This window comes from Chitinophaga sp. XS-30, from assembly GCF_008086345.1.
In the GTDB taxonomy this organism is placed as follows: Bacteria; Bacteroidota; Bacteroidia; order Chitinophagales; family Chitinophagaceae; genus Chitinophaga.
Window position 1 is genome coordinate 4,863,357 of the sequence record NZ_CP043006.1, and the last position, 21,531, is coordinate 4,884,887.

Consider the following 21,531-nt stretch of genomic DNA (forward strand, 5'->3'; position numbering starts at 1 on the left):
GGTACTGCCTTCTCCCGTAATAAATGCAATACCACCGCAGTGTAATCCCAGTTTCGTGTTATTGCAGAGTTGATGCCGGCCTGCTTTCTTTACAGATAAAACCCTTTCCCTTTTCAACTTTAACCCGCAAAAAAACTATCAATGAAAAAATCTTTACTCTTTTCCCTGCTTCTCCTGCTCCATTTTGCCGCCATCGCACAACCCTCCGGATACACACCGGGCGAACAGGTATGCTGGAATTTCAACGGCCGTGATCACGGCTATTTTAAAGCGGCCGGCAACGGAGAAAGACATATCCTTATTTCCTTTACGGGCGATGGGGAAACCAATTGCTCCAACTACCAGAATCAGGCGCCGCAAAAATGGCTGAACGATGCGGGCCTTAACTGGGACGGGCGTACCGTACGGGGCCCAGGGGATACCATCATCTGGGAAGTGCTCACCATTCCGCATAACTCCGCTACTTTCATGGCCAATTATGCGGCGGACATCAACTATTTTTTCGCCAATATCGCTTTCATCGACACATCCGACTATTCCAGGTTTCACATGGAAGGATTGAGCGGCGGCGTAGGCCGGATGTGGGGCTTTATGACCAATTTGCAGGATCACAACAGTCCTTATCGCCATATATTTTCCACTACCATCAGTCAATCCTGTGCCTGGCTGGGCCAGACTACCGAGATGGCCGCTTACAGTCATAACCGGCGGCACTGGGTATGGTACGGAACTGCGGACGCCAATCCCGGCACTCCCCCCGCGGCATCCGTTTCATTGTACAATACGCTCAATGGCACCAAACACCTCACCGCCCAAAGCGGCTCAGGCCACGGGGCTTCAACCTGGGACAGCTGCATGTCCCTTCATGGAACGGATACCCTCACCAACCGCTGGCTATGGATGGTTGCCAAAAACGATACTGCCGTGCCTTGCGATATCGGTGGTGGTCCGGAGGGTTATGTGCCCGGCACACAGGTAAACTGGCGATTCAATGGGCGCGATCACGGCTATTTCCGCGCTGCGGGATGCGGAGAAAGGCATATCCTCATCAGTTTTATCGGCGATAGTGTGATTGATAGCACCAATTACCAGAGCGAATCCCCGCAGAAACTGCTGAACGATCTGGGGATCAACTGGGATGGCCGTACCGTGCGCGGCCCCGGGGACACCATCATCTGGGAGGTGTTCTCGATCCCTTACAACAGCGGTTACTGGCTCCCGAATTATGCCAGTGATATCAACTACTTCTTCTCGCATATCGCTGAAATCGACACCACGAATCGCGACCTGTTCCATATTGTGGGTGTAAGCGGCGGCGTGGGCCGCATGTGGGGGTATATCACGAATGACCAGTCTCACAACAGCCCCTACCGCGACCTGTTCTCCACGACCATTAGTGTAGCTACACACTGGTTCTCCAACTATGCCCCGCTTGCAACCTACAGCACCGGCAGACGGCACTGGGTATGGCATGGCGCGGACGATGCCAGCGGCACCAATCCGCCCGCTGCCTCCACGGCATTGTACAACACGCTCAACGGCGACAAGATACTTACGTTCCAGGCCGGAGCTGGTCACAGCGCTGTGACGGTGGACAGCGTTTTCAGCCTCGCCGGCACAGACAGCAGCAGCAACCGCTGGATATGGATGGTGCAATCCGGTACATCGGGCGGCAGCTTGCTGCGTGGTGGTGAACTACTGTCCTACAAACAGCCCGCAGCCCCGCTAAAACAGGCACGCCTCTATCCCAATCCGGCGACGAATTACGTGTACGTTGAGCTGGATGCCCTCCCGCAGGGAGCCTATCGTATAGCCGTAACCGATATGAGCGGAAAGGTACAAACGGTCATGAACAATGTAAAAGGAACCAATTGCCAGGTAGACGTATCCCGGTTGCCCAAAGGAATGTACATACTGCAGGCAGAAGGCGGCGGAAAAAATATCCGGCTGAAATTCCTCAAGGAATAATAACCGGGACCATGAAGTTGGCAAGGGGTTGAGCTGATCAGCCCCTTGTTGTTTTCGGGCATGTCCAATGCCCGCCTGTTCATATCCGGACACCCATCGTCCATATCCGAACAAAAAAAATGGTGATATTTGCCCATACCTGCATCTGGCGGGGCGCTTATAAAATGGCACGCCGATTGGATCAGGCCGGTAAATGTTCCCTGATGTTTAAACAACACCTGTTACTGACCTTCAGAAACTTCAAACGCTATAAAAGCTCGTTCTTCATCAACCTGACCGGCCTCAGCGCAGGGCTTACCTGTGCTTTGCTGATCTGTCTCTGGGTGATCAGCGAAATGGAGACCGACAGGTTTCACAGCAGCCGCATTTACCAGGTAGTGCAAAATGAGCATCTCGGCGGCGCAGTGAACACCGTGGAGGGCACTCCCGGCATCCTGGCCGATGCGCTGGCCGAAGAAATACCCGGCGTGGAAAGTGCCGTAACCGCTTCCCCCGGCTTCTGGCTGGCACAAAGCAGGATAGGCACTAAAGGTCAGCCCGCACTTAAAGCCGCGGGCAGGTTTGCAGGAGCAGACTTCTTCAAAGTGTTTTCATACCCGTTGCTGTCCGGCAATAAAGAGAACGTACTATCCGGCCGGAATACGGTCGTGATCTCGGAAAGCCTGGCCCGGAAACTGTTCGGCACAACAAACGTCACCGGGAAAGAACTGATATGGACCAATACGGAAATGGAAGCGGAAAGCCTTGCACAGATCACGGGCGTATTCAAAGACCTGCCTCCGGCCGCATCGGAAAAATTCGACTTCCTCGTTTCGCTGGATGTAATGCTCAGGGCCGGCAACGGCGCATACACCAAGTGGGGGAATTACGGGCCGCAAACATTTGTGTTATTGAAAGACAACACTGATCCCGGACAATTCAACGACCGCATCAGCGGCTTTATGAAAAGCAAAGGCCAGGAAAATTATACCTTGCTGGCCAGGCCATATGCCGATGCCTATCTGTACAACAGGTTTGAAAATGGCAAAGTGGCCGGCGGAAGGATAGATTATGTGCGGTTATTCTCGCTGATCGCGGTTTTTATTGTGCTGATAGCCTGTATCAATTTTATGAATCTTGCTACAGCCAGAGCTTCACGAAGGCTAAAAGAAATAGGCGTAAAAAAAGCAATGGGCGCGCCAAGGGCTTCACTCATCGTGCAATATCTCCTGGAATCGCTGCTGATCACTTTCATGGCACTGATCATCTCGTTAGTGGCAACGGGCCTGTTGCTCCCGGAATATAACAAGATCACGGGCAAGGCGCTTTCCCTGCAATTTGACGCAAGGCTGATCACGGGTCTGCTGGCCATTGCCATTGTCACCGGCCTGATATCGGGAAGTTACCCCGCGCTTTACCTCTCCGGCCTGAAACCGGTGAGAGCTTTGACCGGGAAGCTGAACCTCTCCGCCCAGGCGCTCTGGGCAAGGCAGGGGCTGGTAGTGTTCCAGTTCGCTTTCTCCGTGATACTGATCGTGGCCGTACTGATCGTGTACAAACAAATGGAATACGTACAGCACAAAAACCAGGGGTACGACCGGGAGCATGTGCTGTATTTCGAGATCGAAGGTACTTTCAGGAACAGGGTGAACTATGTTGTCGATGCCGTAAAAGGAATGAATGGCGTGGTCAATGCTTCCAGTATTGATCGTGAGCTGCTGGGAGATCTCAGTTACACAACAGGGACTTTCGGCTGGGAAGGGCGTAATGAAGAAGAGATGATCAGGTTCCAGCGCGCCGATGTGAACACCGGCCTGATAGAGACCTTAGGCATAACAATGAAGGAAGGGCGCAGTTTCTCGGAGAAGTTCGGCGCTGACACCACCGCCATCATCATTAATGAAGCCGGCATCCGCGCCATGCGGTTGAAAGACCCTGTGGGCAAGGTATTCACCCTCTGGGGAAACGATATGCAGATCATCGGCGTGATGGCGGATTTTCATTTTGAATCGATGCATAAAAAGGTAGGCCCGATGTTTATGCGATACAAACCGGGCAACACCAACAGGGTGATGGTAAAGGTGGCAGGCGGCAAGGCAAGTGAAGTCGTGACCCAGCTGGAGCGGTTCACCCGGGCCCAAAATCCCGGCTTCCCTTTCGACTACAAGTTCCTGGACCAGGATTTCCAGGCGCAGTATGCCGCTGAAAACAAGGTTGCGGCGCTGTCCGGTTACTTTGCCATACTGGCCATCGTGATCTCCTGCATGGGCTTATTCGGCCTGTCGGCTTTCGCGGCAGAACGGAGGTTCAAGGAAGTGGGGATACGGAAAGTACTAGGCGCAAGCAGCCTCAATGTCATCTTCCTGCTGTCCCGGGACTTCACCAGGCCGGTATTGCTGGCCATCCTGATCGCGTTGCCGTTGGGTTATGTATTGAGCCGTAACTGGCTGTCTTCCTACGCCTATCATATTGATATGCAGTACTGGTTCTTCCTGGCAGCCGGAGGCGTAGCATTCCTGATCTCCGCGCTGGCCGTATTGTTCCAGGCCTGGAAAGCAGCGGGCGCCAATCCTGCCCGGGCGATGAGAGCGGAATAATAATCAATTGCCATTTGCGCCCGCATCCTGAAATTGCAGACACAAATGGCATCGGCAGTTTCTTTTATAACTGCGTTACTTTTGCTTTGAATTTTCCATTCGTTATCTGTACAACTCCTTCGTCAATAGTGTAAGCTTCCCCGGAGAAGGTACCGTTTACCGTATTCGTAGTGCTGTCATAAGTATCTATACTGATATTTACGACTTGGCCATCCAATGGAGGCAAGGGCGCTGATGAGAAATTAGCAGCATAGATAACGGTCCCTTCCGGCAAAGTCATCAGTGCAAAGTCCGTTCCTGTTTCCTCCGTTTTATAGGTCCCCGTCTCGATCTTGCTGCCGGGAAACGCTACTGACAGGTTAAATGTGCTATCAGTAGTCCCATTTTCAAAGATGCCATACAAGGTCATTCTGGCGCCAATCAAATTCAGAAAGGCGGCGGTAACAATTTTTCCGCTGAAAGTCCTTCCATCTGCGGTAAACTGCCAGGTACCGATCGTTTCATCAAGAGGAATATCATCCTCTTTGCTTTCATTCTTTTTACAAGCTGAAAAGGCAATAAGGGTCAACAGTGCCACATACAACAGGTTCTTCATAAATAGTTAATTTCAAGGGTATAGAGATTATTTCAAAATACTTTCAATAAGAGCTTCGAAATATATAACATTTTTATATATTATTTTGATTCAAATTCACACAAACGTCAACCCATATCCAATCGTACTAAATATCAGCGCTACCATTAACATGGTTACGATGGAAAATATTCCTTTAGCCTCCCTGTGTAACGCCGGATTTTTACTAAATGCACCCATACGTGCTGACAGCCACAAGCCAACAGTAGCATCATATAGACCAATCAGGCAATTCGTGCCAATTGCAGGTTCCAGCCCAAAGTCCAATGAAACTATATAACCGATGTACGTGTACACTGACAATGAAAGGACTGTCAAGTACCCATACTCAAATCTCAATTTTCTGGAAGCAACTGCCCCCAACGTATCAATAACGGTGACACTTGCCATTCCGATAAGCAAAACCGGAAATAAACCCCTATAATTATCCATAATTGTCAGGTTCCATAAATATTGTATTTCCCTTCATACAACACAGCCCAAACACACCACACCTACAACTTCACACTCAGCGTAAACCCGCTCTGCTCCGTGCCATAAAATGGCGATAAGGACATCCGCTGACTCTTCCTGATGCTTTTATGCAACTGCGGCACAACAATGCCGGTGCCCGCCCCGATCAGGAAACCGGTGATCACATCCGTTCTGAAATGCTTTCCCGCCCGCATACGGTAATGCCCTACCAGCGCCGGAGGAACAGCTGCCGCCGAAAAGATGGCGATCCGCTTCCAGCCCCTGATCTGCTTGTAATCCGTCAGCACCTTCGCCAGAAAAAAAGTAGAGGTGGCCGCAAAGGAAACATGCCCGCTAAAGAAGGAATTGCTTTTGGCTACGCCGGTTTTCTCCTCCATCGTCAGACCCGCGTTATAGGTCAGCGGCCTGGCCCGGCGGATGGGAAAGGCGGCCGCAAAATACAAGGCATTATCTACCGTATGGGAAACGAGATATAAAGTAAGCAGATCGAGCCAGTCTTGCCGCATCTGTTTGTCCAGCATCAGCAGTACCGGGCTGAGAATGGAGATATTCAAAAAGAGATCGGAGGTCTTGTGCGATTGCTCAAACAATGCCGGGTCTTTGAAAGCGGCCGGCCGGTCAAATCTGTTAATATCGGCGGGATCAAGCCGGGCAACATCCTCCGGATCAAAAGCCGAACTGCGGTCCAGCGCCTGAAAACCGAAGGAGGACGCTCCTAATGCTACCACTGCCGCAGGCAACTCATATTTTACGTGCATGCGGTACAGTTTCACTTTTTCCGGGGCGGCCGAATCGCGCTGACACAAAGCCTCTACTGAGGAAAACAAAGACAGGAGCAGGATACAGCTTATTCTAATATATTTTGACCATAACATAGGCGGACATTATCTGCCTGTAAATGTAAAAGAATATTCTGATTTGCAGGATGCTGCGGTATCCCGGATAGTATTATTTTTACCCATGCGAAAATCCCTTTTCATCCTGTTGCTGCTCCCTGTAGCTTTGTCCGCACAGTTTACCGCGCGCCAGATCCGTGTGCATGATCCGGTAATGTTCCGGCAGGATAGTACCTGGTATCTGTTCTGCACAGGTCAGGGCATTGCCGTATGGTCATCCCCGGATATGAAAATATGGACACCGGAAAAACCCGTATTCCCGCAAGCTCCCGAATGGGCCGTTGCAGCGGTACCGGGGTACAAAGGCCATACCTGGGCGCCGGACATCAGCTTCCATAACGGTACCTGGTACCTGTTCTACTCCGTATCCACTTTCGGCAAGAATGGTTCCTGCATCGGTCTCGCTACCAATAAAACACTGCATCCCGGTTCACCGGATTTTAAATGGACAGATCATGGCAAGGTACTGCAGTCCGTTCCCGGCCGTGACGACTGGAATGCCATAGATCCCAACCTGGCATTCGATGAACAGGGCATTCCCTGGCTGAGCTTCGGGTCATTCTGGAGCGGCATCAAGCTGGTGAAACTTAATCCGGAGCTTACAGCGGCGGAGGGGCCTTTATTCTCCCTCGCCAGCCGCAGACCCAACGGCAACAGCGCCATTGAAGCGCCGTTCATCTTCAGGAAAGATGGGTTTTATTATTTGTTTGCATCGGTCGATTTCTGCTGCCGGGGGGAAAGAAGCGACTACAAAATGATCGTTGGCAGATCACGCCATATTACCGGGCCTTATACGGATCAAAAGGGCGAGGACCTGATGAAAGGCGGCGGCACCCTTGTGCTGGAGGGTGACAAAGACTGGTACGGCGTTGGCCACAATGCCGTGTGCACGTTCGATGGCAGGGATTATCTCGTGTTTCACGGGTATGATGCAGGAAACAGGGGCCGGGCCTGCCTCAGAACGGCGGTTTTGCATTGGGAGGACGGGTGGCCGAAGCCGGAGGCGCAACCGCTCCTGCCGTGATCACGCAGACCGGCCGGGTGAAGCCGCGGATGCATTCATTACCATAATATATTCAAGTATATTCTCCATATCCAGTATCCCGAGCAGTTGTTTGTTCTTTGTTACGATCAGCATGGTATGTTTATGCTGTTGCATCATCTGCAGCGCATTTTCCACGGGCTCGCCGGCCTCGATGAACCCGGGGTCCCTTTTTGTGGCCACATCCACAGCCGCATTTCCGGAATGTTGCTGCAAAGCCCTGATGATCCCGTCCCGGTCCAGCGTTCCAAAGGGCTGGTCCCCATCCATCACGAGAAAGTTCCTGGCCTGGCCGTTCAGCAACAGCTCCACCGCTTTGGCAATGGTATCCTGTCTTTGCAGCAGGGGTATTTCTTTCATGGTAACTTCCGCTACGGTATGACCTTTCAGCACAGTCTGCGTTTGTACCTGCTCCGATTCCGCCATCGCGCCAAGGAAAATAAACAGACCGATAAAAATGAGGAACGGGTTATAGAAAAAGCCGACAAATACAAACCCGATGGCCAGCGCCTGGCCGATCCTGGCGGCAATATTCGTGGCCACCGCTCTGCTCAGGCGGATGGCTAACAACGCGCGCAGCACTCTGCCGCCGTCCATCGGGAAAGCGGGAATAAGATTGAAGATCGCCAGCCACAAATTGACAATGGCAAGGCTCAGCAGGAAATTATCCGGACCAACGTGCGCAATGACGGAAAAGTCCGTGGGCAGTTTTGTGAGCTGCATGATCGCGAACAGCACAATAACGATCACCAGGTTCACGGCCGGTCCCGCCAGCGCCACGATCAGCTCCTGCATGGGCTTTTCCGGCATTTTCTCCAGCCGCGCCACACCGCCGATGGGCAGCAGGGTAATATCTTTTGTCTGGATCTGGAACCGGCGGGCCGCGAGCGCATGACCCAATTCATGTAATACAACGCAGACGAATAAGCTCAGCACAAAGATCACAGACCAGGTGATCTGCATGCTGTTCAGCCCCTGCCGAAGGTTGGCGAAGATGATCCAGAATATAATGATCGGGAACGTCCAGTGTATAAAAACCTGTATGCCTGCAATCCTGCCTATGTAAAGGGAATTTTTCATCGGTTTGTTTTTAGCTATGAATGAATCTGCCGCGCCTTCTGATCTGCCGCTGTACACAACAACCTTGTCCATTCCTGTTCATCATAGTTTATGAACTAATTCGCCTGTTGCCGGAACAAGTTCCGCCTGCGAGATATTTTCGATCCCTTTGATCAGCGCATCCGGCGTAAAGGAAATGGAATCGATACCCTGCTCCACCAGGAACCGGGAAAACTCCGGGAAATCACTGGGCGCCTGACCGCACAGCCCGATCTTGATACCGGCGCGCTTTGCGGCAGCAATCGCCTGTGCGATCATGGTAGTGACGGCTTCATCATTCTCGTCGAACAAATGGCTGACGATATCGGAATCCCTGTCCAGCCCCAGGGTCAATTGTGTAAGGTCATTGGAGCCGATGGAAAACCCGTCGAATAATTCCGCGAACTGATCCGCCAGTATCACATTGCCGGGGATCTCTACCATCATGTACACCTCCAGCCCCTGCTCGCCGCGTTTCAGTCCGAATGATTCCATTGTTTGCAGTACTTTCCTGGCTTCATTAACGGTGCGGCAAAACGGTATCATCACTTTGATATTGGTCAGCCCCATTTCATTCCTGACTTTCAGAACGGCATCACACTCCAGCCCGAAACCGGGCGCATACCGCGGGTCATAATACCTGGAAGCGCCTCTGAAACCGATCATCGGATTTTCTTCCTTCGGCTCAAAGAACTGCCCTCCGATCAGTGAAGCATATTCATTGGTTTTGAAGTCGCTCATCCGCAGGATCACTTCTCTTGGATAGAACGCAGCGGCGCATTTTGCAATGGATTCCGCCAGCTGATTTACAAAATACCCGGTTTTGCTCGCGTAACCTGCAGTCATCTGCGCAATGACGTTCTTCACCGGGCTTTCCGGCAGCTGGTCAAATTGCACCAGCGCCATGGGATGTATGAGAATGCTGTTATTGATAATGAATTCCATCCGCAACAGCCCAACACCGCCCACCGGATAATGCGATAATTCAAATGCCCGGTCCGGGTCCGCCAGAATGAACATCGGCGTTGTTTTCACCTCCGGCACTTTCGACAGATCGGTGGTGGCAACCTCGAAAGGCACGTTGCCTTCCAGCACCTGCCCTTCATCTCCTTCAATATTGGCGACGGTGATGATCTGCCCGTCTTGAATCACCCGGGTAGCGTCACCGGTACCCACAATGGCAGCGATGCCCAGTTCGCGTGCTACAATAGACGCATGACTGGTGCGGCCACCCTTGTTGGTCACAATACTCACCGCCTTGCGCAACAGCGAATTCCAGTCGGGATTCGTAATATCCGCCACCAGTATGTCCCCCTGCTGCAGTTTATGCGCTTCGCTCAGGGAATGGATGATGCAGGCGCGGCCGCTGATGATCTTTTTACCGACCGCTTTCCCCTTGCAGATCACTTTTCCTTTTTCCTTCAGCGTATAGGTCAATACTTCTCCGTGCTTCCGTTGAGAATGAACGGTCTCCGGCCTCGCCTGCAGGATGTATATCTTGCCGGTAATACCATCTTTTCCCCATTCAATGTCCATGGCCTGCCTGTAGTGCTTTTCGATCTCAAGGCTCCATCCGGCCAGTTGCAAAATCTCGCTGTCGGACAGTATCCACGCATTGCGTTGCTGCAATGGGGTTTCAACATTTTTTACCGGCCGCTCCGCTCCTCCTTCGTTATCATACACCATCGCATGTTCTTTCGCGCCCTTCTTACGGCTGATGATGGCATTTTTCCCCTGCTCCAGCGAAGGCTTGAACACCCAGTACTCATCAGGACTAACAGCCCCCTGTACAACATTCTCACCCAGCCCCCAGGCCCCGGTGATGTAAATGGCGTTCTGAAAACCGCTTTCCGGATCGATAGTGAAGATCACGCCTGCACAGCCTTCATCCGCGCGCACCATGTGCTGGATGCCGACGGACAAACCCGTTGTCATATGGTCAAATCCATTGTCGATACGGTATTTAACAGCCCTGTCGTTGAACAGGGAAACATAACATTTATGTACGGCAGTCAGCAGATTATCTTCTCCATGAACATTGAGAAAGGAATCATGCTGGCCGGCAAAACTTGCTGTGGGCAAGTCTTCCGCGGTGGCGCTGCTCCGTACGGCCACCGGCAGTCCTGTCCCGCCGCCGGATAACTCCCGGTATGCGGTGATGATGGCTGTTTTCACTTCATCCGGCAGTACCGCTTCGGAAACCAATGTCCTGCAGCGCCCGGCTACTTCCGGGAGATTGGAAAGCGATCCGCTATCCACCGTATCCAGCAAAATGCGAAGCTTGTCCGTCAGCCCGTTGTGCGCCAGAAAAGCCCGGTAGCCCGCTACGGTCACCGCAAAACCGTCCGGCACTTCAATGCCCAGGGGGTGCAGGTTGTTGAACATTTCGCCCAGTGAGGCATTCTTTCCGCCTACCTCGGGTAAATGAGCCAGACCGATACTGTTAAAAGGAAGGATGTATGTATTCATGATCATGATGTTTGAAACAGGATATTCCGCAATGCGGACAAGCGCAGGTAGCCAAATATGCTGCCACGGTTACCGGTTAAAATTAGCGGATACCCTGCTCCGGAATGATGATGCAGATCAACAGGTTCGCTGATCCGGGAACACTGTAAAAAGGATATTAATTTGATGTAATTTTAAATAAGGTAACCTTATTTGCATGATGCAAACAATATCCTGTGAACAGACGTGAGATCATTCGCCAATTAAGTCTTGCCCTGACGGCAGTCAGCCTTCCGATGCGGAATATCGCCCGTCCCTTCATCCGCTCAGGGGGCATGACATACAAAGGCATCAATTATGATACCGGTACACACTTCGATCCTTCCCGGCTTTCCGTAGAATGGAACAGCAGTGCCATGCAGCGGGACGTTAACGTCATCCGGGATGAGCTTCATTGCAATACGATCAGCCTTTTCGGCGCGGAGATAGCAAGATTGACCGAAGCGGCCGCTTTCGCCGCTGAAAAGGGCATGCATGTGTGGATACAGCCGCGGCTCTTCCATGCAAAGCAGGCCGATGTGCTGCAACATCTTGCCGCCACCGCCAGGGCAGCCGAACAGCTCAGGGAACGTTATCCGTCTATCATACTGAATACCGGCTGCGAAGCCAGCCTTTTTACGTCAGGGATCATTCCGGGGAACAGCCTGGAAAGCAGAATAGCCAGGCTCAGCAGCAACTGGCAGGAGATACCGGTTTACAATAAAAATCTGAACACCTTCCTGGAACAGGCCGCCGCCACCGCAAGAACACATTTTACCGGAACCATCACCTATTCCGCCGGCCTCTGGGAAGAAGTGAACTGGGAAAAGTTCGATATCATCGGGCTGGACCATTATATGGATGCATCCAATGAGCAAAGTTATGCCAGCAGCCTCCGCGCTTTTAAACGATACGGCAAACCGGTAGTGGTCACTGAATTTGGTTGTTGCTGTTATGAAGGGGCCGATAAAGCCGGTGCCGGCGGCCATGATATTATCGACTGGAAGATCAGCGGGCCGGTGATCAAACCCGGATATGTGCGGAATGAGCAGGTACAGGCGGATTATATTGCGCAGCTGCTGGAAATATTTTCGGAGGAACAGGTAGCGGGGGCATTTGTGTACGTTTTCAGCAACCCCTCACAGCCGCATACTGCTGATCCGGTATCTGATCTGGACATGGCCGGTTATAGCCTTGTCCGCACCATAGCCGCGACCGGCGGCAAGCCGGAACGCTGGGAACGGAAAGCAGCTTTTGAAACAGTAGCCGGATTTTATGACCGGCATTAAACCCGGCCACTGTTTGATAAAATCTCATCGGTGTTGTACCTGGAAGATCAGCGGATTACACGGAAGCTGCAATTGATAGGAATGGTGTTGCTCGTGAGCGAATCGCGCAGCATTCCCGCAAAGGTTCCGGTGATATAGCTGCCAGGGGTAGTCCCGTATTCAGACAAGGTGGTGGTGAAATTTCCTTCCCTGACATACAACAGCCTTCCTTCATCACTATATATATCCACCAGAAAAACAGGATAAGTGCCCGGCGCCTGTTCACCGGTGAACAAAAATATTATGTTCTCATACTGATTCCTGCCCCATCTGCCGCCAATGGCAGTGATACTGGAATTCTGCGACGGCCGGGAGAAAAAAACGGTATCCGCAGGCGGTAAGATCTCGTATTCCACTCCATTCAGGGAATATTTAATGTATGTGTCGATGGGCGTCCCGCAGGCAGCAAGCACACCCGCATCAACCGTTACGCCGGCAACAGACCGTTCAACTTTCGGGCCTGACTGACGCCCGTCAATGTCATATGCAGTCAGCGTAGCCGTAGTGGGACCGCTGCCGCAACGGGTGATCGTGGCATTAAAATTCCCGTTCTCAACAGGAATATTATAGTACATACCTTCCAGTGCAACCGTTACAAAACCTTGCGCCAACGGTGTATCAGCACAGTTTTTCACCGTGCCGGAAAAGGCGACCTGCGAGGGAGAGTAATTGACCGTTATGACCCCAAGATCAGCAGAGGCAGTAAAAGGCCCGATATTTTGGGCATGGATCAGCGCACGGCATTTGTCATATATATTCAGCTTCATTATCCTGTTAGCAGGGAACTTGCCCTTGATAACACCTTCCGCATTGGTAAAATCATGCCCTGAAATACTTCCGGATGTGTCATTGCCGGATGGCACGCTGATCACTACTTCCACCTTCTCCATATTGTCGCCTGCCTGGTTCCTGATGATACCGGTAAAATCCACAATGGAGAAAGGAGCATCACAATTCCAGAAAGAGAAATGGCTTACTGCACCCACGTATTCCGTACCCTCCCGGGTAGCCTGTCCTTCTTCTTTCCAGAGGCCCGTAGTTTCATCCAGGCTCCATAAAGGGATCGTTGCCGGCGCTTCCGCCTGCAGTTTAGAAGGGATCGGGAAATGCAGGGTGGCCTTTTTGCCGGGGGCCAGTTGCAGCTGCTCTCCCGCGGCACCAGTCAGTTCCACGGCCATCATACCAAAGGACTGCAATCCCGTTTCCTCGTCATTGGCAGTGATGCCACGCAACGCACCCGGCATGATGTCCCGGAAATCAGCAGCTTCCGGATCAATAAAAAAAGCGCTTACCGCTACAGCGCCTGTATAAGCGGCGTTGCTGACCGGATCAACAATGCTGTTGGCCTCAAAATTAATCGTACCTCCCTGGGATGGCACCATAACAGTTCCGCCACCGGAACCCGAAATTGTGCCGGCCAGTCTTTTCCGGATAAGCCGGATCGCCACAGGATTGTTCTTATTCGCACTGATCACAAAGGTTTTAGTCCCCATGAAGAATCCATTCTTCTTCACTTTCACAAAAGCAGCCTCTCTGCTTAAAGTAACATTGCTGATGGTAAATGCGCCGTCCACATCCGTGATCGTAGAATCGTCACCGGCTACCACCACAGCGCCGGCAACAGGCTTCGCCGCATCATCTGTTATCCTTCCGGAGATGGTCGCGGTTACATATTCGGGATCAGGGCCTCCATCGGGACCAGCCCCTCCTGTTTTATTGCAGGAAAAACAGGTGATAAGAACGAGCAGGCATAGTGGTGCAAGCAGGTGTAATTGTTTCATGGGATAGGGTTTTACGGAATTTTGCACAGCAAGATATAAATAAAACCTTATTTTATATTACATTTTATTTTAATTTATTTTATACTGTGAAGGGATACTCTGATTATCAACGGGGAAGTAAGACAACAAGTGTGGAGAATTCTACCTATAAATGACCTCCCGAGTGTGGCCTATCTTTTCCTTTTGAACAGGGCTTTTATCTTCTCTGCAAATTCCCCTGCTTTTTTCTTCCAGCGGCTTTCTTTTTTTTCCTGGCCGATGAGATAAGCATACGGCTCCAGGGCCGGAACATGCTCACAAACGATCCTGGCGATGCCCATCAGAGGGATAGCCAGGATCATCCCGGGAATGCCCCAAATCATTTCACCTGCCACCAGGCCCATGATCGTGGCCATCGGGTTGATATTCACCTCCGCTCCCACCACCAGCGGTTCCAGCAGGTAAGTCTGAATGAACTGCACAAGTGCATAAGTGATCAGAATACCGATCACAAGGTTCAATCCCCCTCCCTGAACCAGCGACATCGCCAGTGTCAATATCGTTCCGGTAATATTGCCAACGAAAGGAACAATTTCCAGCAGTCCGCACATCATCGCAAAAAAGAAGGCATTCTCCACACCAATTATGGAAAACCCGATACTATACATGACCCATAAACAAACGATCATCAGGGACAAACCGGACAGGTATTGCTGTACCACCTGCTGCGATTCATGAATGGTGGCCAATGCTTTCTTCCGCCGCTCCTGTGGCACAAGACGCAGTATAAACCCTTTGATCCGTCCCCGGAAATAAATAAACAGGAAAATATAGACCAGGACCAACAGCAAATTGGTCAGCAATGTTCCCAGTCCGCTTAAAAAGCCGGTTATCATGGCGCTCATCTTGCCGCTGGCTGAAGATTGCTGCGTTTCGATCATTTGTTGCTGCTCTTTAGGGCTGATGCCAAACTCCTGTGCCACAAGCTGTTGCACTTCCTGGTATTTCTCCCGGACCCGGGTTTCAACTTTTGATGCATTTGCTGCGATATCAGAAACCTGCCAGCTCACCAAAAAGATGACCAGCGCGAGGAAAGCCACCAGTGCAAGTATGGAAAGCAATACAGCCAATGCCTCTCCAATTCCCTTTGACTGCAGCCACCCGGCAACGGGCAGCAGCAGCATGGCCAGCAAAGCCGCAAAGGTGACAGGGACCAGGAAGGGTCTGGCATATACCAGAATAACAACGATCAATGCCAATATGGCCAGAATAGCGGCGGCTTTCAAAACTTTGGTGTATTGCATGCTTAGGCATGTCAATAAACATACCATCGGCCATGCCGGCAAAGCGTTTAATGATCTGAAAAATGATATACAGGGAAACCATCCTGCACAAAAAGTAATCTCCCCCGCTGAATTTTAAACACTTTTGATGAACTAATTTTTTTAGCATAAATTGCCAAAGAATTTAGCACACACGGACTTGCCGGTTTAGTGCCGGGAAATATTGAGACATGAGCGCTACGAAGAAAGAGATCATTCAGCAGTTGCAAAAGGAGTTGCTGCTTTTGCAGGGTTACAAACCACCGCCTGCAGGCAAGATCGGTTTTGGTCTTGGTCCGGTAGAAGCAGCTTTCCCCAATGCCGTTTTCCCAGTGGGCGCATTGCATGAATTTGTAAGTGCGGCAGCTGAACATACTGCCGCTACTGCGGGCTTCGTTGGCGGGCTGCTTGCTCCGCTGATGAAGGATGGCGGAGCCTGTATATGGATCAGGGCATCGCAGATGCTTTTCCCTCCTGCGCTGAAAACTTTTGGTATTGAGCCGGACCGGATCGTTTTCGTAGATCCGGCAAGGGAAAAAGATGTGTTGTGGGCCATGGAGGAAGCGCTCAAATGCGAGGGGCTTGCCGCGGTTGTCGGAGAAACCAGGGATATTGGTTTTACAGCGTCCCGGCGCCTGCAATTGGCGGTAGAGCAAAGCAGGGTGACCGGGTTCATCCTTCGTGACCAGCCGCGTAATCTCAACCCTGTGGCCTGTATAGCCCGGTGGCGGATCACCCCGCTGGCCAGCGACCCCGGAAACGGGCTGCCGGGTGTGGGATTTCCCAGGTGGCGTGTGGAGCTGATGAAAGTGCGCAATGGCAAACCGGGCATATGGCAATTGGAATGGGCGGAAGGGCGGTTCCATACGCTTGTTGAGCATGCTGACCATGCTGCGCAGCAACCGCTGATACGTGTACGGAAAACAGGATAAAATGCCGAAACGGTTCGTTGCCATATGGTGCTGTCATCTGATCACGGACTGGTTTGTGATCCGCAAACCGGCACTTGCAGGGAAACCTTTTGTGCTGGCTACACCGGATCATGGGCGAATGGTCGTTACCGCCGCCAGCACTGCTGCACAGGCACAAGGGATCAATGTTGGCGCTGTTGTCGCAGATGCCAGAGCGATCATCCCGGGCCTGGAAGTGTATGACGACAAAGCGGGGCTATCCCGCCAGTTGCTCAGGACCATCGGTAAATGGTGCATACGGTACACACCGGCAGTGGCGATCGATGAACCTGACGGGCTGCTCCTGGATGCCAGTGGTTGCGCGCATCTTTGGGGTGGTGAACAACCTTATCTGGAAGATATCGTTGCACGGCTGCGCAATTACGGGTATGATGTGCGCGCAGCAATGGCAGGCACCATTGGCGCAGCCTGGGCTATCTCCCGGTTTGGTGAACATGGGATGATCATCAGCAATGGCGCTCAGTCAGACGCATTGCTGCCTTTACCCCCTGCTGCTTTACGGCTTGAACCAGGCATATTGGAAAGATTGCATAAACTCGGGCTGAATAAGATAAGCAGTTTTATCGGCATGCCCCGTCCCGCGCTGCGCAGGCGTTTTGGCGGGGAGTTGCTGCTCCGGCTGGATCAGGCTTTAGGCCTGGAAGAAGAAGCGATACAACCGCTGGAACCAGTTCAGCCTTACCTCGAAAGATTGCCCTGCCTGGAGCCGATCCTCACGGCCACCGGTATTACGATAGCCCTGGAACGTTTGCTCGGTCAGCTTTGCAACCGCCTCAGGCAGGAAGGGAAAGGACTGCGCGCTGCTATTTTCAAATGTTTCCGGGTAGATGGCAAAACAGTACAGATAGAAATCGGAACAAACCGCGCATCGCAAAACGCCACTCACCTGTTCAGTCTGTTCAGCAACAAAATATCTTCTATTGAACCCGCACTCGGTATAGAGGTCTTTGTACTGGAAGCGCCGAAGGTGGAGGAAATGTCCGCCCCCCAGGAAACATTATGGGCAGGAGGATGCAGCGTGGACAGCATACGGTTGTCGGAACTGATAGACCAGCTGGCAGGCAGAGTAGGCAGTCAGGCGATCCGCCGCTATTTACCGGCCCAGCATTATTGGCCGGAACGATCGGTCAAACCGGCTTCTTCCCTGCATAAACAGCCCGATACAATATGGCGGGATGACCGGCCACGGCCGGTACGGCTGCTGCCGGAACCTGAACCCATAGATGTGGCTGCACCCATCCCTGATTATCCGCCCATGCTGTTCCGCTATAAAGGGAAACTGCATCGCATAAAAAAAGCGGACGGCCCTGAACGCGTGGCCTGCGAATGGTGGCATGAAGAAAAGCAGCATCGGGATTATTACATCGTGGAAGATGAGGACGGTTACCGGTATTGGCTTTTCAGATCAGGGCATTATACCGGGGATAAAACCCATCAATGGTTTATTCATGGATTTTTTGCATGAATGGATGATGCCGATGCAGTACACCGAATGACTGGTATTCAGGGAATGGATGCAATACACTTAATGACGGACATCCTTGGCGTTTCATTACAAGATGATGCCGATGCAGTACACCGAATGACCGGTATTCAGCGAATGGATGCTATACACTGAATGACGGACATCCTTGGCGTTTCATTACAAGATGCTGCGGATGCAGTAAACCGAATGACTGGTATTCACAGCATAATACGAATGCAATACACCGAACTGCAAATAACAACGAATTTCAGTTTTCTCCGGGGCGGCTCCCACCCGGAGGAACTGGTGGAACAGGCCGAGGCGCTGGGTTACAGGGAAATTGCGATCACAGACCGCAATACCCTTGCCGGTATCGTTCGTGCCCATACCGCCGCGAAAGCAAAAGGCATGCGCATCCTTCCCGCTGCCCGGCTCGATCTGCAGGATGGCCCCGCCCTGCTTGCCTATCCGGTGGATAAAGATGCATATGCCCGGCTTTCCGGCTTGTTGACCATCGGCAATCTCCGGGCAGAAAAAGGGGATTGCCTGCTGTGCCGTGCTGATGTGTACCAGCATGCAAAAGGGATCAAATTCATCGTTGTGCCACCGGCGGCGCTCAATACCACTTTTGATTTCGATCATGCATTTCTGCAAACGCTCGGCGAATACCGGGAAGCCTTCGGCCCGGAGCTTTACCTCGCAGCCTCCCGCGCCTACCAGGGCGATGACAACAAGCAACTCTACCGCCTCTCCCAACTCTCCGCGCAACTGAACATACCCATGGCAGCCACGAATAATGTGCATTACCACCATCCCGCACGGCGCCAGTTGCAGGATGTGCTGACCTGCATCCGGGAAAAATGTACGATCCAGACCGCTGGTTTCCGCCTTTTTGAAAACGCCGAAAGGCATCTCAAACCGATCCATGAAATGCACCGCCTGTTCCGCCAATACCCCGACGCGCTCCGGCAAACACAGGAGATCGCGCAAGCCTGCCGGTTTTCGCTGGACAGCCTGCAATATGTTTACCCGGAAGAGATCACATCCGAAGGGCGTACCCCCCATGGAAGAACTGACCTTTCTTACCTGGCAGGGCGCCAGGCGGCAATTCAGCGATCAGGTCCCTGAAAAAACAGTGAAAGCCATTCATCATGAACTGTCATTCATCGAACAGATGAATTATGCCGCTTATTTTCTGACCGTCTATGATATCGTGCGCTTTGCCAGGGAACAGCACATCCTTTGCCAGGGGCGAGGGTCCGCAGCCAACTCCACCGTTTGCTATTGCCTCGGCATCACCTCCGTCGATCCTGAAAAATTCGACCTTCTGTTTGAACGGTTCATTTCATCCGCCAGGAATGAACCGCCGGATATTGATGTTGACTTTGAACATGAGCGCAGGGAAGAAGTGATCCAGTATATCTACAACAAATATGGGCGGGACCGGGCGGCCATCGTTGCAACGGTCACCCAGCAACGGCAGAAAGGCGCCATCCGGGATGTAGGAAAAGCCATGGGATTGTCTGTAGACACCATCAATCGTCTGTCCGGCGCTATCCGGGATTTTTCGGAAGAGCGGTTCGATGAACAAAGCATCCTTGAACAGGGATTGAATCCGCATGATCCGCTGCTCCGGAAAGTATTGCAGCTCACCGGCCAGATGATGGGCTTTCCCCGGCAACTCGGGCAACATACCGGAGGCTTTGTGATCACCCGGGGCAAGCTTTCCGATCTCTGTCCCGTGCTGAATGCCCGTATGGAAAACAGGACCTGCATCGAATGGAATAAAGACGATATCGATGCTTTAGGCTTCCTCAAGATCGATGTGCTCGCCCTTGGTATGCTCACCTGTATCCGCAAGGCTTTTGACCTGGTAAAAAACCATTACGGCCGGGACCTGACACTCACCAATATTCCGCAGGACGATGCTGCCGTTTACGAAATGGTCAGCCATGCTGATACTATCGGCGTTTTCCAGATAGAAAGCCGGGCACAGCAGGCCATGCTGCCAAGATTAAGACCGACATGTTTTTATGATCTCGTGATCGAAGTTGCTATAGTACGCCCCGGCCCCATACAAGGCGATATGGTGCATCCTTACCTGCGCCGCCGCAACAAGCTGGAAGCAGTGGAATATCCTTCCAAAGAACTGGAAGATATCCTGCACCGCACTTTGGGCGTACCGCTTTTCCAGGAGCAGGCCATGAAGATCGCTATCGTAGCGGCAGGGTTCACGCCTTCCGAAGCCGACGAACTTCGCCGCAGCATGGCTACTTTCAAGGCGCATGGGCAGGTAAGCCGGTTCGAGGAAAAGCTGGTGAACGGCATGACCGCCAAAGGTTATACGGAAGACTTTGCCCGGCGTATTTTCCGGCAGCTGGAAGGCTTCGGCAGCTACGGTTTCCCGGAAAGCCATGCCGTGAGCTTTGCCCTGCTGGTATATGTATCTTCCTGGATCAAATGTTATTATCCGGATGTTTTTGCCACAGCCCTGCTCAACAGCATGCCTATGGGGTTTTACCAGCCGGCACAGATCATTATCGATGCCCGGAAGCATGGCGTGGAAGTGCGGCCTGTGGATGTCAACCATTCCTGCTGGGATAATACCCTTGAAGAAAAAGCCGGCAGCCATTGTGCGGTGCGCCTTGGCTTCCGGCAGGTAAAAGGAATCCGGGAAGAAGATGTACAAGTGCTGGTATCGGCAAGAACGGCAACCTATACCAGCATCCCGGCACTGCGCGATGCCGGTGTGCCGCATACGGCGCTGGAAAAACTCGCCGATGCGGATGCTTTCCGGTCAATGGGACTCGACCGGCGCCGGGCATTATGGGAAGTGTCCGCACTGCATGACCGGCCTGTTGCGCTGTTTGCCGGACAGTCTTCCGAAAGCGCTGCGGAAAAACAGATCTCATTACCGGAAATGTCCGCCCCGGAACATGTGATACAGGATTATGCCTCAACATCATTGTCACTAAAAGCCCATCCCGTCAGCTTTACCCGGGAAAAACTCCGGCTCCTGCATATCGTAACGGCACAGGAGCTTTCTGATATGAAAGACGGTGCACCGGTGAAAGTAGCCGGACTTGTACTGGTGCGGCAACGCCCCGGCACTGCCAGCGGAATATGTTTTGTTACGATTGAGGACGAGACCGGATGCGCCAACCTCGTTGTTTTCGAGAAACTGTTTGCCCGGTACCGGAAAGTGATCGTACAGGCTAAGTTGCTGATGGTAGAAGGAAAATTACAGCGCGAAGGGGAAGTGATCCATGTGATCGTGCAGCAATGTTACGATCTGACAAAATTCCTGCGGCAGATGAGCGCTCCGGCGGAAGAAGATGCACAGGCGACGGCGCAAAAGGATGTGTTTTATGGCGGGAGGAATTTCCGGTGAGGTGTGCGAGCATTAAGGCTTAACGCCCGGTTCCGGCAGACAGGTCACAACCTCGCTTCCCTTACGCATACATATAACCGCATTGCGGATTGATGCCCATTCCTTATCACCGGCCATCC

The 21,531-nt window shown here is 52.2% G+C and carries 14 protein-coding genes; 8 read left to right on the forward strand and 6 right to left on the reverse strand.

Annotated features, from left to right (window positions below):
• Positions 1-141: 141 nt before the first annotated feature.
• Together FW415_RS19680 and FW415_RS19685 are read left to right on the forward strand one after the other, a co-directional pair.
• Positions 142-1,968, forward strand: a complete 1,827-nt coding sequence (locus FW415_RS19680) for a T9SS type A sorting domain-containing protein (protein ID WP_148388454.1) — start codon at positions 142-144, stop codon at positions 1,966-1,968.
• A 203-nt stretch (positions 1,969-2,171) separates the two neighbouring features.
• A complete protein-coding gene (locus FW415_RS19685) occupies positions 2,172-4,544 on the forward strand; it encodes an ABC transporter permease (RefSeq protein WP_148388456.1) in 2,373 nt (790 codons plus the stop codon).
• A gap of 64 nt (positions 4,545-4,608) precedes the next feature.
• Here the strand turns inward: FW415_RS19685 and FW415_RS19690 are convergent, their stop codons facing one another.
• Positions 4,609-5,139 carry a hypothetical protein gene (locus FW415_RS19690; RefSeq protein ID WP_148388458.1) on the reverse strand — a complete coding sequence of 177 codons (531 nt, stop codon included), beginning with the start codon at positions 5,137-5,139 and terminating at the stop codon, positions 4,609-4,611.
• Positions 5,140-5,672: 533 nt separating this feature from the next.
• Entirely contained in the window at positions 5,673-6,410 is a 738-nt protein-coding gene (locus FW415_RS19695) for a phosphatase PAP2 family protein (protein WP_168208905.1), read from the reverse strand.
• A gap of 202 nt (positions 6,411-6,612) precedes the next feature.
• Between FW415_RS19695 and FW415_RS19700 the strand changes: the two genes are divergently transcribed.
• Positions 6,613-7,572: an arabinan endo-1,5-alpha-L-arabinosidase gene (locus FW415_RS19700; protein WP_148388462.1), complete on the forward strand. Its 960-nt coding sequence runs from the start codon at positions 6,613-6,615 to the stop codon at positions 7,570-7,572.
• Here the strand turns inward: FW415_RS19700 and FW415_RS19705 are convergent, their stop codons facing one another.
• Positions 7,573-8,670 (reverse strand): site-2 protease family protein, encoded by a 1,098-nt coding sequence (locus tag FW415_RS19705; protein ID WP_148388464.1) that lies wholly within the window; start codon positions 8,668-8,670, stop codon positions 7,573-7,575.
• 81 nt (positions 8,671-8,751) lie between these two features.
• The gene (gene ppsA / locus FW415_RS19710; RefSeq protein WP_148388466.1) at positions 8,752-11,157 is read right to left on the reverse strand and encodes a phosphoenolpyruvate synthase; all 2,406 of its coding nucleotides are present in this window, start codon (positions 11,155-11,157) and stop codon (positions 8,752-8,754) included.
• A gap of 215 nt (positions 11,158-11,372) precedes the next feature.
• Between ppsA and FW415_RS19715 the strand changes: the two genes are divergently transcribed.
• Positions 11,373-12,464, forward strand: coding sequence for an abortive infection protein (locus FW415_RS19715; RefSeq protein WP_148388468.1), 1,092 nt, complete (start codon positions 11,373-11,375; stop codon positions 12,462-12,464).
• Between the two features lie 47 nt (positions 12,465-12,511).
• Here the strand turns inward: FW415_RS19715 and FW415_RS19720 are convergent, their stop codons facing one another.
• Positions 12,512-14,284, reverse strand: coding sequence for a carboxypeptidase-like regulatory domain-containing protein (locus FW415_RS19720; RefSeq protein WP_148388470.1), 1,773 nt, complete (start codon positions 14,282-14,284; stop codon positions 12,512-12,514).
• A gap of 170 nt (positions 14,285-14,454) precedes the next feature.
• A complete protein-coding gene (locus tag FW415_RS19725; RefSeq protein ID WP_148388472.1) occupies positions 14,455-15,567 on the reverse strand; it encodes an AI-2E family transporter in 1,113 nt (370 codons plus the stop codon).
• A 209-nt stretch (positions 15,568-15,776) separates the two neighbouring features.
• On the opposite strand from FW415_RS19725, the gene FW415_RS19730 reads away from it, so the two are divergent.
• The 4 genes from FW415_RS19730 to FW415_RS19740 all read left to right on the forward strand — a co-directional run bounded on the left by FW415_RS19730 (position 15,777) and on the right by FW415_RS19740 (position 21,412).
• Complete coding sequence (locus tag FW415_RS19730) at positions 15,777-16,517, forward strand: ImuA family protein (RefSeq protein ID WP_148388474.1); 741 nt, start codon at positions 15,777-15,779, stop codon at positions 16,515-16,517.
• 1 nt (position 16,518) lies between these two features.
• A complete protein-coding gene (locus tag FW415_RS19735; protein ID WP_148388476.1) occupies positions 16,519-18,021 on the forward strand; it encodes a DNA polymerase Y family protein in 1,503 nt (500 codons plus the stop codon).
• A 234-nt stretch (positions 18,022-18,255) separates the two neighbouring features.
• Positions 18,256-19,149 carry a PHP domain-containing protein gene (locus FW415_RS25455; RefSeq protein ID WP_246858815.1) on the forward strand — a complete coding sequence of 298 codons (894 nt, stop codon included), beginning with the start codon at positions 18,256-18,258 and terminating at the stop codon, positions 19,147-19,149.
• Positions 19,085-21,412 (forward strand): error-prone DNA polymerase, encoded by a 2,328-nt coding sequence (locus tag FW415_RS19740; protein ID WP_246858816.1) that lies wholly within the window; start codon positions 19,085-19,087, stop codon positions 21,410-21,412. The genes FW415_RS25455 and FW415_RS19740 overlap by 65 nt, the downstream gene beginning before the upstream one ends.
• Positions 21,413-21,531 lie beyond the last annotated feature (119 nt).